The organism is Sphingomonas sp. P4_D12, from assembly GCF_056401895.1.
This window is the reverse complement of record NZ_JBFUIL010000002.1, coordinates 213012-228776: the sequence shown is the minus strand read 5'-3', so window position 1 is coordinate 228776 and position 15765 is coordinate 213012. Positions and strand designations below refer to the sequence as shown.

Below are 15765 nucleotides of genomic sequence, written 5' to 3'. Positions count from 1 at the left end.
CGTTGGCGTCGATACCACTCTCCCCCCAGGGGTCGGCGCGTGCCCCGGCTGCACCGTTCGATCCCTCTCGCCTGACCAATCGCCAGAAATATCTGATCTTCGGCGTGATGGCGTTCGGCCAGTTCATGGCGCTGATCGACATCCAGATCGTCGCCGCCTCGCTCAACGAGGTTCAGGCGGGCCTGTCCGCCGGACCTGACGAGATAAGTTGGGTGCAGACCGCCTATCTGATGGCCGAATTGGTGATGATCCCCTTCTCGGCGTTCCTTGCCCAGGCATTATCGACGCGCTGGCTGTTCGCGCTGTCGGCCGGGTTGTTCACCATCTCGAGCATGTTCTGCGGCTTTGCCTGGAATATCGAATCGATGATCGTGTCGCGCGCGATCCAGGGCTTTGTCGGCGGCGCGATGATCCCGACCGTGTTCGCGACCGGCTATGTCCTGTTCACCGGCAAGCAGCGCGCGATGATCCCGGCGATCCTCGGCATGGTCTCGGTGCTCGCGCCGACGCTCGGGCCCACCGTCGGCGGCTGGATCACCGATGCGATGGGCTGGCGCTGGGTGTTCTTCATCAACGTCGCGCCGGGCCTGATGGTGACCGCGCTGACGCTCGTGCTGATCCGCGTCGACACGCCCAATCTCGCCATGCTCAAGCGGATCGACTGGGTCCACCTCGCCTCGATGGCAGTGGCGCTGGCGGGTCTCGAATATGTACTGGAGGAAGGGCCCAAGAACGAGTGGTTCACCGACATCCGCATCCAGATCGGCGCCTGGCTGACGATCGTCGCCTTCGTCTTGTTCCTAGAACGGTCGTTCCGGTCGAAGGGGCCGATCGTCAAGCTGACGCCGTTTCGCAAACCCACCTTTGTCTTCGCCTGCGTGTTTAACCTTGTTATCGGTTTCGGCCTCTATGCCGGCACCTATCTGATCCCACTCTTTCTGGGCCGCGTGCGCGGATACAATGCGTCGGAGATCGGCAGCACCGTCGTCATTGCCGGCTGCGCGCAATTGCTTGGCGTGCCGATCGCCGCCAGCCTGTCGCAGCGCGTCGACCAGCGCATCGTCATCACGTTCGGCCTGGCGCTTTTCGCCTTCGGCTTATGGCTGTTCTCGGCAATGACCCCGGACTGGGGCTTCGCCGCGTTGTTCTGGCCGCAAGTGGTGCGCAGCTTCGCGGTGATGTTGTGCATCGTGCCCTCGGTCGGCCTTGCGCTCGGCAATTTCGAAGGGCCGGAATTGCGTTATGCCTCCAGCCTGTTCAACCTGATGCGCAATGCCGGCGGCGCGGTCGGGATTGCGTTGGCCAATACCTGGCTGGCCGACAATACGCGGCTCCACGCACTGCGGCTGAGCGAGGCGCTGGGTCAGTCGGCGAAAGCCGCCAACGACACGGCCGCGGCACTGGCGCACGAACTAAGCGCAGTGACGCCGGATCCCGCGCAGGCGCTGTTGATGGCACAAGGACTGATGAGCCGGATCGTCGGGCGCGAGGCACTGACCCTGGCGTTCGATGACGTCTTCCGGCTGATGGCGTATTTGTTCCTCGCAGCGCTGGTGATGGTACCGTTCTGCCGGCCCCCACGCGTCGGCGCGGCGCCACCGCCGGATGCGCATTAAATGAAGCGTCACGGCACCACGCCGTAACCGGCATAGGTCTGGTCGATCCGCTTGCTCATCACCATCGCGGCATCGATGTCGGCCTTCGCCCCAGCCGCGTCACCCAATCGCTTGCGCGCGACGCCTCGGACATAAAGGCTGCCGCTCTGTTTCGGCTCCAAGGCGAGCGCGTCATCCATATCCTTGATCGCCGCCGCCCATTCGCCGCGCTGGAAATGCACCAACCCGCGGCTGTCGAGGTTGGCGGACACGCGCTTTGCGGTCACCGATTTGTCGCATTGCGCCAGCGCCGTATCAAGGTCGAGCTTCAGCGTCGCCCGCGTCCAACACGCGGAATTGAGTGCGATCCAGTCGGTGGGAGCTTTGGCTAATTGCTTGTCGACCAACGGCAGCAATGCCTTGCCGTCGCCGGTCACGGCGGCGACCATCGCACGTTGCTGGGCAATCGCATTGACGTTCGGATGAGCGGCGACTTGCGTATCATATGCCGCCAGGATCGCCGCTTTCGCAGCGGGGTCGGCGACCAGCTTACGAAGCACGATCAGTGGGATGTCACGCTCCGGTTCGGTCTTGATCTGGCCGAGCACGTCGTCGAGCTGATCCTTTGGCGCGGGGCGCAAGTTCCACTGCAACCGCAAGAAATAGGCATCGCCAGTTGGCTCGATTGCGATCGATTTGGTCGTCTCGCCAAGCGCCTCGTCGACCTGGCCCATCACCGCCAGAATATTGGCAAGCAGCGCGTGCGCCGTCGCGTCGTCGGGTTTGAGCTTCACGACCTCGCGCGCATCGGCCAGCGCCGCATCCCGTTTCGATTGCGAAGAATAGATGCGGACACGCATGGTGCGTGCCTCGACATTATCGGGTTGCTTCGCGATCGCCACGCCCAAGTCGGCGAGTGCTCCGTCATATTGTCCGGCGGCCACCCGCGCTCCTGCGCGCATGGTGTACGACTCGGCCTTGTCGGGAAACAGCAACACCATGCGATCGTAGAGGATCAGCGCGTCATCGAAACGGCCCTGCCGCTGCAGCACTTGTGCCTTTCCAAGGATTGCCATGGGAAAGCGGCTGTCGCTCGCGAGCGCCTGGTCGAACGCGCTCGACGCCTCATCCATCCGGTCGAGCAGCATCAGCGATTGGCCACGCCCGGCCAGCATCTGAACACTCTTGTCGCCGCGCGCGATCCGCCCATCGATCAGCTTGAGCGCTTCATCACTTTTACCGGTCGACCAGAATTGCGCGACCTGCCTTAGGTCGGCCTCAAGCTGGCCGGCCCCCGGCTCGTCCGACTTCGCTCCCGGCTTGGCCGCGATGGCGGCGCCGGCAGGTGCGCGAACGAAGACGCGCTTCTTCCACAATTCATCAACTTGATCGTCGGCCGCCTTGGCATCGGCATAGCTGATCTCCGCCGCCTTGTTGCGCGCCATCGTCGTCATCTCGAACCGCTCGCCTTTCAGCGCGACGGTGCGCACATAATGAACACCGCCGATGGTGGAATCGACCGCTTCGCCGTCGAGCGAGAATCCCTTGCCGCCATCGGGCAGCAGGATGGTCTCGCGATAGGCATTGTAATTGTCATCGACCTCGACCGGCGCGGCGTCGGGATTCTTGTCGCGCTTGGACTTCAGATAGTGTCCGACCCGGGCATTGTCGGCTTCATAGCTCTTGCGGCCGTAATCCTCACCCGACCAGTCCATTTCCGCGGTACCGGCAAAGCTCAGCGTAACGTCGCCAGTCACCTCGTCGATCTTGGACCCCACGTTCGAAACGGTCAGGAAGTCGAAACGCCCCGTCCACATCTTGCGCAATACGGTCTCGCGATCGGTTGCCGCCAGCATCGCCAGCATCATCCGCGTCCGGCTGGCCAATTCGCCGCGATAGACCAGCGTTCCGCTCGCCTTTGCGGGCTTGTCGAGGCCGGAGCGCGCATCGAGATCGAAGACCATCTCGCTTTGCGGTGCCGTCGGCGGTGCGGGGGTCAGCGCGACCAGATTCGACATCTGTGCTTCGAGCGGTAGCGCCCATTTGAATTCCGGTATCGCGATCCGATCGATATTACCGTCGCCGAACCGCGTGCCGTCGAGCCAATAGACTTTGCCGTCGATCACGGCGCGCACGATGACGTGATTGAACCGCCCCGGCATCGGCAGCGCGGCATCGACCCCATCGCCGTCGGTCGCCGAAACCAGCGCGGGATCGGCGGTAATGCCGAGCGCGTGCAGCATCGACAGCAGCAGAACGGTCTTGCCTTTGCAATCGCCGCTGCGCCCACTCCAGACCGCGTCGGCGGCCTCGGGCTTGTAGGCGCCAAGCCCATCGACACGCGCCAGATAGCGCACTTGCGATTGCACGGTCCGCAACGCCTCGGTCGCGCGAATCTTGGGATCATTGGACATGGCCGCGATCCGCTTCACCTCGGCCATGACGGGCGAATCGGGCGTGATGGTCGCCGCCGTCTCGAACAATGGTCGCATCAACGCCGAGACCGCATCCCAACTGGCGAAGTCGGAGAATTGCACCATCGCCATCCTGCTGTAGCGATCGGGTGCGCTCGCCGGCGCTTCGGGCTTCTTCCAATCGTCGCGGGTCAACGTCGCGATCTGGAATCCGCCCGCCTTGGTCAGCACCGGCACCGGCGCCAGCGGCCCAGCCATCCAGCGCACCGCGCGACCGATCGGCCAGCTTACCTTGACCGTCAGACGATCGCTCGACGGCAGCACGTCGAGCGGTATCGCCGTTTCGGCATGGCCGGCCAGCACCGGATTGCTCATGTCGGTAGTATAAGCGAGTTCGATCTCGTCGCCGACGCGCAGGTCCGGCACTTGCAGCACCGCGGTAAGCATGCCGTTGATCATCGCCGATTCGAGCTGGCTTTCGCGTCGCAGAATCTGGAACCCCTTGCCGTCCTTCATCACGTCGATCGTCTCCGCGCCGCGGTGGATCAGCACTCGATTGACGGTCATCTTGCCGATCGTCGGCTGCCAGATGACGTAGATCGTACCCGCCATCTGCAGGCCCTCGGGCGTGTTGACCCGCATGATCTGGCGCGTGACCTGATGCGTGCCGCTATCATCATAGCGAAGCTGCATGGTCATCAGGCGCACGGTGATTGCGCCATCGAACGTGCCCGGCGCCGGTTCGGCAATGTCGGTCGCCCAGCTAGGCCGCTCGCCGAAATGCAACACATCGTCGGCACGCGCCTGTCCAATGCTCAGCATCGCGCATGCGGCGATCAGCAACGCCCGGATCATGATGTTACGCCCCCGAAAACAACCCCTTCGACCGGATAGCTTAGACCGGTCGCGGACAAAGACAATTGCCCGATTAGGTCGAGAATGGGTCGATCGCCTCAGGCGATCACCCAGCATGGCACATCCCCCGCTGTGACCGTCCCGTTACGGCCAACGGGATAGCATTCGGGATCGGTGATCGCCGCAAGCGTCGCGCGGTCGTCGGGTGCCACGGCCGCCATCGTTCGCGCACCGTCCTCGGTTCGCAGGATGACAACGCCGCGGTCGACCGTCCCATCGCGGCGATAGAGGATCGTCGCGGTTTCGAGTGTCGCGGCGCCGTCGGTGGGGCTCACGATCGGCGGAACCGTTCCGCGCCGGTTCTCGGCATCGCTCGCAACCGAATAGTCCTGGTCGAACGAGCGGTTGGGCTGGGCGGAACTCAGCACCAAAGCGTGATGCTTAGTGACGAACTCGCCCTGCCCATAAAGCAGTCCGGCGCCGCCGCCCGACCGCAGCCGCCGCACCATCGCCGCGGTCGCATGGAGCATATAATCGTTGAGCGGCGCGCCGAAAAAGGTGAGCCCGCCGGTCACTGTCGGCACGACATCCTCGCTCAATTCCAGCGTCCGCCGCGCCATCTTGGGCACGCAGGGAAAGCAGCTGTACAGTTCGATCGCATCGAACGGCCGGCCATCGTTCAAGCCGCTCGCGCGATCCAGTACTGCGTTCTGGGCCGAACTTGCCGCATAACCGTCGCGGGCCAGGTAATCGCGCGGCTCGTCGGCTACAGCACCTCCGATGAGATAGATCATCGCCGCCGGATCGATCCCGGCCGCTCGCGCTAAGGCCAGGCTCGTCACGATCACCGCCGCGCCCTGATTGACCATGGGGTTGGCGACCATCAGCTTGGTGTAAGGCCAAGCGATTAGCCGGTTGTCGGTCGTCACACGGGCAATGTCGTCGGCAGCGTATCGGCGCCCGAGCCAACTCGACGGGTTGTCGGCCGCGACCGCCGCATATCTTGCCCATAGTTCAGCCGATTCCGCTTGCGCCACGGCGGGCGTCTGGCCCCAGGTGCACGCGCTCGCCATCTCATAGAAGGGGTAGACGTTGACTGGCAACGACGCGCCCAGCGCGATCGCCAGCGGGTGGAGATAGGTCGCCCGCTCGACCCGGGCCGGCGCGTCATGTGCGAACGGTGACCAGGGAAGGTCTGCACCTTCCTTCTGCGCTCGCGCCGCACTGTGCTGCGCTTCGCCGCCCGCGATAAGTGCGACTTGCGCCTCGCCTCGCGCGATCGCCAGTGCGGCTTCGTGGATCAATTTGGTCGGCGTCTCGCCGCCGATCGGCGCATAGCTAAGCGAACGTGGCGCGATGCCAAGCCGCGTCGCTAACTCGCCGAGCGGGTCGGCATAGCGCCAGCTTACGAGGTTGACGACATCGAGCCGGTCAACCCGGCGAAGCAAACCGCCACCAGCATCCTCGTCCGCGCGCCGCGCGGCGAGCGCCATCAGCCCGATCGGATCGAGCGCGTGACTGAGCGCCGCCGGACGATCGACCGCCTCGCCGCAGCCGACGATGACCGGCGTGCGATCGTCCGGCGTCACGCGCTTTACCAGACGTGGACGCGGTCGCCCGGCGCCAGATAGCGCTTATCGCCCGGCTTGATGCCGAACGCATCATACCATGCATCGAGATTGCGCACCGTCTCAACCCGCAGCGGCGCGAGTGCGTGGACGTCGGTCGCGATCCGCGCCCGGATCGCGCGATCGCGCATCTTGGTCCGCCAGCTCTGCGCGAACGCCAGGAAGAAGCGTTGATCACCCGTCAGCCCGTCGATCACCGGCGCCGGCTTGCCGCCCAGCGACGCGTGATACGCCTCATACGACGCGGTCAGGCCGGCGGTGTCGGCGATATTCTCGCCCAGTTCCTGCTGGCCATTGGCGTACAGGCCCGGCAGCACCTCATATTTGTTATACTGGTCGATCAGCGCCTTGCCCGATGACTCGAACCGCGCGAGGTCGGTCTTGGTCCACCAATTGTGCAGGCGGCCGGTCGAATCGAAATCCGATCCGAGATTGTCGAACGAGTGGCTGATCTCATGCCCGATCACCGCACCGATCGCGCCGTAATTGGCGGCCGGGTCGAAGGTCGGATCGAAATAGGGCGTGTTGAGGATCGCGGCCGGGAAGTTGAGCGCGTTCTGCAGCGGCAAATTGACCGCATTGACGGTCTGCGGTGTCATCCACCATTCGCCGCGATCGGGCGCCTTGGCGAGCTTGCCGATCTGGTAGCGGTAATTGGACAGCCTGGCGCGCAGCAGATTGCCCGCCGGATCGGTCGCGCTGACCGCATAATAAGGACGCATCGGCCAGGTGTCGGGATAGCCGACGCCGACCTTCAGCACCGACAGCTTCTTGCGCGCTTCGGCCTTGGTCGCCGGCGCCATCCAGTCGAGCGCGGCGATGCGCTTGTCGAACGCCGCGACGATGTTCTTGACCATTGTCTGGATCGCCACCTTGGACGATGCGGGGAAATATTTGGCCGCGTAGATTTTGCCGACCTCATACCCCAAAGCACCGTTGACCGCGCCGATCGATCGCTTGTCGCGCGGCTGCTGCGCCGGCGTGCCGGTCATCTGCTTGCCGAAAAAGTCGAATTTGGCGTCGTCGAACGCCCTGGGCAACGTAGAAGCGACTTCGTTGATGCGGTGGAAGGCGAGCCAGTCCTGCCACGACTGCATCGGCTCGCTGGCGACGAGGCCGGCGAGCTTGGTTGTCGTCTCGGGGTTCCAGACGATGAAATTCTGCTGCTTGGGCAGGCCGGCCGCGGTCCAATAGGCATTCCAGTCGATTCCCGGTGCCTTCTTCGCGAAATCGGCGCGGGTCCAGGGATTGTCGCCCTTATGCGCATCCTGCGCGGTGACGATGTCGGTCTGCGCCTGGGCGATCTTCGTCTCGAGCGCGAAAACGCGGCCGGCCCGCGCCTTGGGATCGCTCATCCCCGCCAACGTGAAGACCTTCTCCAGATAGTCCTTATACTCGTCGCGGAGCTCGGCCATCTCCTTCTTGTCGGACAGGTAATAGTCGCGGTCGGGCATGCCGACGCCGCCCTGCATCAGATACGGCGCGTTGATCGTCGGCTTGTTGAGATCCTGCCCGACGAACAGTCCGAACAGATTGTCGGTCGAGGCGTAATTGTTGTTGTTGAACGGATCGGTATCAGCCCGCATGTTGGCGCCGAGCATCGCCGACAATTGCGCGCGCGTCTTGAGCGCGTCGATCGGCGCCAGGATCGGCTTCAGCGGGGCGGTCCCGCGCGCCTCGATCGCGGCGGTATTGTTATAGGCGTCGTAATAATCGGCGATGCGGCGCAGGTCGCTGCCTGATTTCGCCTGCGACGCCGCGGCACCCTTGATGATGTCGGCATTGCGGCTCTCGGCGACCTTGAACACGTCGAGCCCGACCCCGATCGACGAGCGGTCGGCGGGGATCTCGGCGGTCTTCAGCCAGGCGCCATTGGCATAAGCGTTGAAGTCGTCGCCGGGCTTGGCGTTTTGGTCGATCAGCGATTTGTCGACGCCCGATTTGGTCCCCATCACGGCCTGGGCGAGAGCGGGAGCCTGCCACACGGCCACTCCGCCTGCGGTGGTGGCGAGCAACATAGCGGCGAGAATTGAGCGCTTCATCGGGAACCCTCTTTTTTCTGGTGTATGACTCGCTGGCTACACCAACACAGTTTGCCGCGCTAGGGGACCGTGCGGCTTCCCAATGCCAATCCGCGCGGCTAGTCAGGGCGGCATGAGCGCACCGGTTCTCGACACTCGCCTTTCCCCCGATAGCGACCAGTTCCGTGCCAATGCTGCGTACAATCGCGCGCTGGTCGACCGTTTGCGTGCCGACGTCGCGACCGCTGCCTTGGGCGGCAACGCGAAGAGTCGCGAGCGCCACACGTCGCGCGGCAAGCTGCTCCCGCGCGACCGCGTCGAACGGCTGCTCGACCCTGGTTCGCCGTTCCTCGAGATCGGCCAGCTCGCCGCCTGCGACCTGTACGACGGCGAAGTCCCCGGCGCCGGGATGATCGCCGGGATCGGCCGCGTCTCGGGTCGTCAGGCGATGATCGTCTGCAACGATGCGACAGTGAAGGGCGGCACTTATTATCCGATGACGGTCAAGAAGCATCTCCGTGCGCAGGAGATCGCCGAACAGAACCGCTTGCCCTGCATCTATCTGGTCGATTCGGGCGGCGCCAATTTGCCGCACCAGGCCGAGGTGTTCCCCGATCGCGACCATTTCGGGCGCATCTTCTTCAACCAGGCCAATATGTCGGCCAAGGGCATCCCCCAGATCGCCTGCGTGATGGGCAGTTGCACTGCCGGCGGCGCCTATGTCCCGGCGATGAGCGACGAGAGCGTGATCGTGCGCAACCAAGGCACGATCTTCCTCGCCGGCCCTCCCCTCGTTCAGGCCGCGACCGGCGAAGTGATCAGCGCGGAGGATCTCGGCGGGGGTGACTTGCATGCACGCAAGTCGGGCGTCGTCGATCATCTCGCCGAGAATGACGAGCATGCGCTGACCATCGTCCGCGACATCGTCTCGACGCTCCAGCGCGATCGCGGACACGATATCGAGCTGCGCGAACCGCGTCCGCCCAAGTTCGATCCGTATGACCTGTACGGTATCATCCCGCAGGATGTGCGTGCGCCCTACGACGTGCACGAGATCATCGCGCGGCTGGTCGACGGATCAGAATTCCAGGAGTTCAAGGCGCTGTACGGCAGCTCCTTGGTGTGCGGCTTCGCCCACATCTGGGGCATGCCCGTCGCGATCCTCGCCAATAACGGCGTGCTGTTCAGCGAAAGCGCGGTCAAGGGCGCGCACTTCATCGAGCTCGCCTGCCAGCGACGCATCCCATTGCTATTCCTCCAGAACATTTCGGGCTTCATGGTCGGCGGCAAGTACGAGGCCGAGGGCATCGCCAAACACGGCGCCAAATTGGTCACCGCGGTCGCCACCGCGAGCGTGCCCAAGGTCACCGTGCTGATCGGCGGAAGCTTCGGCGCGGGCAATTACGGCATGGCCGGCCGCGCCTATAGTCCGCGCTTCCTGTTCACCTGGCCCAACAGCCGGATCAGCGTGATGGGCGGCGAGCAGGCCGCGTCCGTGCTGGCGACGGTCCATCGCGATGCCGCCAAATGGACGCCGGAGGAAGTCGAAGCCTTCAAACAGCCGATCCGCGACGATTACGAAGCGCAAGGCTCCCCCTGGCACGCCACCGCGCGGCTATGGGACGACGGCATCATCGACCCCGCCCAGACCCGTGACGTGCTCGGCCTTGCCTTCGCCGCCTGCCTCAACGCCCCAATCCCCGAAGCCCCGCGCTTCGGCGTGTTCCGGATGTGATGGCGAAATGTAGCCAACGAAATCCTCCCCGGTCCGGGGAGGAATTTAAGGACGCACCATGATCTTCTTCCCCCTCCTTCTGCTCGCATCCGTCGCCGACCAAAAGTCGAGCGACAAGCTGCCGCCCGCCAATCCGCTTCCCCCGCCCACCAGCGAGGAGGGCCAGGTGATGGCGCCGATCAACGCAATGTTCGACGGCCTCGCCCGCCGCGATTCCGCGATCATCCTCGCGGCGATGCGGCCCGACGCCACCGCCGTCGTCGCTGCGGAAAAGCCCGACGGCACACGTAGCGTCCGCCGCCTGACCGGCGCCGAGTTCGCCGCCGGCGTGAAGCCCGGCCCGGAACGGTTCGAGGAACGGCTGAGCGATCCCGCGATCGAGATCGATGGCGACATCGCGATGGTGTGGAGCCCCTATACCTTCCTGATCGACGGCAAGGTCCATCATTGCGGCGTCGACCATTTTGACCTCGTCCGCGAAAGCGGTTCGTGGAAGGTCGCCAATGTCACCTGGTCAAGCCGCACCACTGGCTGCGCCGCGCAATAGCCTGACCGCATCGCTTCCGGAGGAGCCGACGATGATCTTCCTTCCCCTGCTGCTCGCCGCCTCGGCGCCCACAGCCGACAAGGCGCCCGCTCCGGTATCGGCGAGCGACGCGGCCGCGGTGATGGCGCCGCTCAAGGCGTGGTTCGCGGGGATCGACGCGACCGACGCCACCGCGATCCGCAACCAGATCCGGATCGATGGCGGCGGCGGCGCGACCATTGCCGTCAGCCGCCCTGACGGCACCAAATTGGTGCGCCACGTCACCTGGGAAGACTATCTGGCCAAGATCAAACCGGGCGAGCACCGCTATCACGAGCAGTTCACCGCCAGCCCGATGATCCAGATCGACGGCGACATCGCGATGGTGTGGGGCGACTTCACCTTGTCGGTCGACGGCAAGGTCGCGACCTGCGGCGTCGATCATTTCGATCTGGTGCGCGAGAATGGCGCGTGGAAAGTCCAGAACGTGACCTGGTCGCAGCGCACGGCGGGATGCCCGGCGGCGTGATGATCGCGGCATTTTTCCTCGGGCTTGCTCCGGCCATGCTCGATCCGGGACGAGCGGAGGTCCTCGCGGTCGTTGACGCTGCGTTCGCGGGAATCGCTGCCAAAGACGAAGCGGCGATCCGCGCGCAACTGCGCCCCACCGGCACCGCGACGGTCATCATGGAAAAGGTCGATGGCAGCCGTACGGTGCGCAGCGTCGATCTCGCCGCGTGGGCCAGCGTAGATTCTGGCCCCGAGCGCTATAACGAGCAGATGGTCGCGCCGACCATCGCGATTGACGGCGCGATAGCGACCGTATCGGGGCGCTACATTTTCGCGATCGATGGCACCATACGCCATTGCGGCTACCAGCATTTCGATCTGGTGCGTGACGCCGGCGTCTGGAAAATTCAGAACGTCACCTGGTCGGTCCGGACCTTTGGATGCGGCGCGACGCGCGCACGGAGACAATGATTTGCTGACCTCCCTCCTCATCGCCAATCGCGGCGAGATCGCCTGTCGCATCATCCGCACCGCGCGGGTGATGGGGATCCGCACGGTCGCGGTCTATTCGGACGCCGACGCCAGAGCGCTCCACGTCCGCCAAGCGGATGAGGCGGTGCATATCGGGCCCTCGCCCGCGCGCGAAAGCTATCTGGTCGGCGACAAGATTCTCGCCGCAGCGAAGGAGACGGGCGCCGAGGCAATCCACCCCGGCTACGGCTTCCTGTCGGAAAATGCGGACTTCGCGCAGGCGGTGATCGATGCCGGGCTGATCTGGGTCGGGCCCAAGCCCGACAGCATCCGCGCGATGGGGCTGAAAGACGCCGCCAAGGAGCGCATGATCGCCGCCGGCGTGCCGGTGACGCCGGGTTATCTTGGCGAGGATCAGCGCCCCGATCATCTGAAGGCCGAGGCCGACGCGATCGGCTATCCGGTGCTGATCAAGGCGGTTGCCGGTGGCGGCGGCAAGGGAATGCGGCGGGTCGAAGCGTCGGAGGAGTTCGCCGACGCCTTGCTTTCATGCCAGCGCGAAGCCGCCTCGTCGTTCGGCGACGATCGCGTGCTGATCGAGAAATACATCCTCTCGCCTCGCCACATTGAAGTGCAGGTGTTCGGCGACAGCCATGGCAATGTCGTCCACCTGTTCGAGCGCGACTGCTCGCTCCAGCGCCGCCACCAGAAGGTGATCGAGGAAGCCCCCGCCCCCGGCATGGACGAAGACACGCGTGCTGCGATCTGTGCTGCAGCGGTCCGTGCAGCAAAAGCGGTCGATTATGTCGGCGCGGGCACGATCGAGTTCATCGCCGATGCCAGCGAAGGCCTGCGCGCCGACCGCATCTGGTTCATGGAAATGAACACCCGGCTCCAGGTCGAGCATCCGGTGACCGAGGAGATTACCGGCCAGGATCTGGTCGAATGGCAGTTGCGCGTCGCCTCAGGCGAAGAGCTGCCGCGAACGCAGGACGAACTCGAGATCAACGGCTGGGCAATGGAAGCACGGCTCTATGCCGAGGACCCGGCCAAAGGCTTCCTGCCGTCGATCGGCCGGCTCGAAGCGTTCGATCTGGGCGACGATGCTCGCGTCGATACCGGGGTCGAGCAAGGCGCCGACATCTCGCCTTTCTACGATCCGATGATCGCCAAGGTGATCGCCTGGGGTGAGGATCGCGAGGAAGCGCGAGAGCTGCTGGCCGACGCCTTGTCCGACGCGATCGTCTGGCCGGTGCGGTCGAATGCGGGCTTCCTGGTCGAAGCACTCGAGCATGAGGCTTTCGCCGAGGGGCATGTCGACACCGGCCTGATCGCGCGCGAGGGCGATGCGCTGATGCCGCCCGCTCGGCCGTCTGACGAAGCCTTGGCCGATGCCGCCGCCGGGCTGATCGGCGAGCTGCCGATGGCAGGATTCCGCCTCAACGCTCAGGTGCGGCGTACCGACACCTTTCTGCTCGACGGCGCCACGATCGCGATCGAGCATGATGTGGCGGAGCCAGGATCCGAGGCAGTCGACAGTTTACTGATCGCCGAGGGCGGCCAGGTCTGGCAATTGACCATCTGGCGTGCGGCGGGCGGTGCCGCGGGCGCCGCCGGCGACGGCGCGATCCTGGCGCCGATGCCGGGTCGGGTGATCGCGGTTGACGTCGCAGCCGGCGACACCGTCAGCAAGGGGCAGAAGCTGTTGACGCTCGAGGCGATGAAGATGGAGCACGGCCTGACCGCCCCCTTCGATGGAATAGTGGCGGAGTTGAACGCGGCAGTCGGGTCGCAGGTGCAGGTCGATGCGTTGCTCGCCAGGATCGAGAAAACGCAATGAGCGCGCCCCCGTCGCTCCGACCGGACGCCCAAATCGGCACCGCCACGACCTTGCGATAGGCCGGTGTGAGGCCTAAGCGGCGGGCATGGCGAAGACCCATCGTTTCTTCTCGCACCACACGCACGAATTTCTGCGCGTGGCCGCCTGCACCCCGGTGGCCAGCGTCGGCGACATCGCCGTCAACGTCCGCGAGACGATCGCGCTGGCGAAGCGCGGACACAAGGAAGCGTGCGATCTGCTCGTCTATCCCGAGCTCAATCTCACCTCCTATGCGATCGACGATCTGCATCTGCAGCAGACGATCCAGCGCGCGACCGAAGAGGCCTTAGCCGAAGTCGCGGCGGCGACCGCCAAGCTGCGGCCGGTGCTGCTGGTGGGCGCCGCAATCCCGCGCAATGGCCGACTCTATAATTGTGCGGTGGCGATCCATCGCGGCCGGATCCTGGGCATCGTGCCCAAGACCTTCCTGCCCAATTATCGCGAATATTATGAGAAACGCTGGTTCGCCAGCGGCGACGGCGTGGTGCGGACAGAGATCGACATTGCCGGGCAAGCCGGCGTGCCGTTCGGCACCGACCTGATCTTCGCCGCCAGCGACCTGCCGCATTTCATTTTCCATGCCGAGATCTGCGAGGATTATTGGGCGCCTGTCCCGCCTTCAACCTGGGCCGCGCTGGCCGGTGCGCTGGTCTGCTGCAACCTGTCGGCGTCGAACGTCCTGATCGGCAAAGAACGCCAGCGGATGCTTCTGTCCGGGTCGCAGTCCGACCGAGCGGTGTGCGCTTATGTCTTCTCCGCCGCCGGTCCCGGCGAAAGCACGACCGATCTCGCCTGGGACGGCCAGGGAATGGTGCACGAACTGGGCGAGTTGATCGCCGAGTCCGAGCGCTTTCCGGCATCATCGGGACTGTTGGTCGCCGACGTCGATTGCGGACGGGTCCGGCACGAGCGAATGCGCAACAGCACGTTCGCCGACGCCGCGCGCTTCGCCGGGATCGACGACGCGGACTATCGCTTCATCGGCTTCGAGGCGAAACCCGATTTCGCCGATGTCGGTTTCAAGCGCGACGTGCGGCGCTTTCCGTTCGTTCCCAACGCGCCGGAGAAACTCGACGCCGATTGCTACGAGGCGTTCAATATCCAGGTCTCCGGGCTGATCCGCCGCGTCGAGGCGGCGCGCGCCAAGCGGCTGGTGATCGGTGTGTCGGGCGGGCTCGATTCGACCCATGCGCTGATCGTCGCGGCCAAGGCGATGGACCGGCTGGGTCGCTCGCGCGACCATATCCTGGGCTATACGATGCCCGGCTTCGCGACCAGCGAGGGGACCAAGTCGAACGCCTGGGCGCTGATGCGCGCGCTGGGGGTGTCGGGCGACGAGATCGACATCCGGCCCGCGGCAAGGCAGATGCTCGACGATATGCGGCACCCGTTCGCCAAGGGCGAACCGGTCTATGATGTGACGTTCGAGAACGTCCAGGCGGGCCTCAGGACCGATTATCTGTTCCGCCTGGCCAATCAGCATGACGGCCTGGTCGTCGGGACCGGCGACCTGTCCGAGCTCGCGCTCGGCTGGTGCACCTATGGCGTCGGCGACCAGATGAGCCACTACGCGGTCAATGCCGGCGTGCCCAAGACGCTGATCCAGTTCCTGATCCGCTGGTGCATCCGCACCGACCAATATGATGCCGAGACCGACCGCGTGCTCGACGCGATCGTGGCGCAGGAAATCTCCCCCGAGCTGGTCCCCGCCGGCGCCGACGGCGCGATCCAGTCGACCGAGAGCAAGATCGGCCCGTACGAACTCAACGACTTCTTCACGCACTATATCGTGCGTCATGGCCTGGTGCCGTCCAAGGTCGCGTTCCTGGCGCTGAAGGCGTGGGAAGATGCGAGCGCGGGCCGCTGGCCGCGCGATTTCCCCGCCGCCGCGCGACACGTTTACGATCTGGCGACGATCCGTTTGTGGCTGGAGAAGTTCCTGTACCGCTTCTTCACGATCAGCCAGTACAAGCGCTCGGCGATCCCGAACGGGCCGAAGGTTTCGGCGGGCGGAGCGCTGTCCCCGCGCGGAGACTGGCGCGCGCCATCGGACGGCACTGCCCAGCCGTTCCTGGACGAGCTGGCGGCAAATCTGCCCTGACGAGCATTTATGCCGTTTCAGCCAAGCTGA

General features: G+C 64.8%; 10 protein-coding genes. 7 read left to right on the top strand and 3 right to left on the bottom strand.

All coding sequences use genetic code 11. The features are described from left to right. Positions 1 to 2: 2 nt before the first annotated feature. On the top strand, positions 3 to 1616 hold the full coding sequence (locus tag AC1DSD_RS03665) for a DHA2 family efflux MFS transporter permease subunit (protein WP_478028583.1): 1614 nt from the start codon (positions 3 to 5) through the stop codon (positions 1614 to 1616). Between the two features lie 8 nt (positions 1617 to 1624). Here the strand turns inward: AC1DSD_RS03665 and AC1DSD_RS03660 are convergent, their stop codons facing one another. The 3 genes from AC1DSD_RS03660 to AC1DSD_RS03650 form a co-directional block, all read right to left on the bottom strand. Then, positions 1625 to 4864 carry a DUF3857 domain-containing protein gene (locus AC1DSD_RS03660; protein ID WP_478028582.1) on the bottom strand — a complete coding sequence of 1080 codons (3240 nt, stop codon included), beginning with the start codon at positions 4862 to 4864 and terminating at the stop codon, positions 1625 to 1627. Positions 4865 to 4962: 98 nt separating this feature from the next. After that, complete coding sequence (locus tag AC1DSD_RS03655) at positions 4963 to 6453, bottom strand: acetyl-CoA acetyltransferase (protein ID WP_478028581.1); 1491 nt, start codon at positions 6451 to 6453, stop codon at positions 4963 to 4965. A gap of 5 nt (positions 6454 to 6458) precedes the next feature. Next, complete coding sequence (locus AC1DSD_RS03650; RefSeq protein WP_478028580.1) at positions 6459 to 8534, bottom strand: M13 family metallopeptidase; 2076 nt, start codon at positions 8532 to 8534, stop codon at positions 6459 to 6461. 112 nt (positions 8535 to 8646) lie between these two features. On the opposite strand from AC1DSD_RS03650, the gene AC1DSD_RS03645 reads away from it, so the two are divergent. The 6 genes from AC1DSD_RS03645 to AC1DSD_RS03620 all read left to right on the top strand — a co-directional run bounded on the left by AC1DSD_RS03645 (position 8647) and on the right by AC1DSD_RS03620 (position 15735). Then, a complete protein-coding gene (locus tag AC1DSD_RS03645; protein ID WP_478028579.1) occupies positions 8647 to 10248 on the top strand; it encodes a carboxyl transferase domain-containing protein in 1602 nt (533 codons plus the stop codon). A gap of 58 nt (positions 10249 to 10306) precedes the next feature. Then, a complete protein-coding gene (locus AC1DSD_RS03640; protein ID WP_478028578.1) occupies positions 10307 to 10795 on the top strand; it encodes a nuclear transport factor 2 family protein in 489 nt (162 codons plus the stop codon). Between the two features lie 31 nt (positions 10796 to 10826). Then, positions 10827 to 11303 (top strand): nuclear transport factor 2 family protein, encoded by a 477-nt coding sequence (locus AC1DSD_RS03635; RefSeq protein WP_478028577.1) that lies wholly within the window; start codon positions 10827 to 10829, stop codon positions 11301 to 11303. After that, positions 11303 to 11755 carry a nuclear transport factor 2 family protein gene (locus tag AC1DSD_RS03630; RefSeq protein ID WP_478028576.1) on the top strand — a complete coding sequence of 151 codons (453 nt, stop codon included), beginning with the start codon at positions 11303 to 11305 and terminating at the stop codon, positions 11753 to 11755. Before AC1DSD_RS03635 ends, AC1DSD_RS03630 begins: the two co-directional genes overlap by 1 nt. 1 nt (position 11756) lies before the next feature. Next, positions 11757 to 13595: an acetyl/propionyl/methylcrotonyl-CoA carboxylase subunit alpha gene (locus AC1DSD_RS03625; protein WP_478028575.1), complete on the top strand. Its 1839-nt coding sequence runs from the start codon at positions 11757 to 11759 to the stop codon at positions 13593 to 13595. 85 nt (positions 13596 to 13680) lie between these two features. After that, positions 13681 to 15735, top strand: a complete 2055-nt coding sequence (locus AC1DSD_RS03620; RefSeq protein WP_478028573.1) for an NAD(+) synthase — start codon at positions 13681 to 13683, stop codon at positions 15733 to 15735. The last annotated feature ends 30 nt before the right edge of the window (positions 15736 to 15765 follow it).

Excerpts from the sequence above, each read along its gene's own strand:
- AC1DSD_RS03635 (WP_478028577.1), top strand. The coding sequence starts at position 10,827 with ATGATCTTCCTTCCCCTGCTGCTCGCCGCCTCGGCGCCCACAGCCGAC.
- AC1DSD_RS03640 (WP_478028578.1), top strand. The coding sequence starts at position 10,307 with ATGATCTTCTTCCCCCTCCTTCTGCTCGCATCCGTCGCCGACCAAAAG.
- AC1DSD_RS03660 (WP_478028582.1), bottom strand. The coding sequence starts at position 4,864 with ATGATCCGGGCGTTGCTGATCGCCGCATGCGCGATGCTGAGCATTGGA.
- AC1DSD_RS03620 (WP_478028573.1), top strand. The coding sequence starts at position 13,681 with ATGGCGAAGACCCATCGTTTCTTCTCGCACCACACGCACGAATTTCTG.
- AC1DSD_RS03645 (WP_478028579.1), top strand. The coding sequence starts at position 8,647 with ATGAGCGCACCGGTTCTCGACACTCGCCTTTCCCCCGATAGCGACCAG.
- AC1DSD_RS03630 (WP_478028576.1), top strand. The coding sequence starts at position 11,303 with ATGATCGCGGCATTTTTCCTCGGGCTTGCTCCGGCCATGCTCGATCCG.
- AC1DSD_RS03650 (WP_478028580.1), bottom strand. The coding sequence starts at position 8,534 with ATGAAGCGCTCAATTCTCGCCGCTATGTTGCTCGCCACCACCGCAGGC.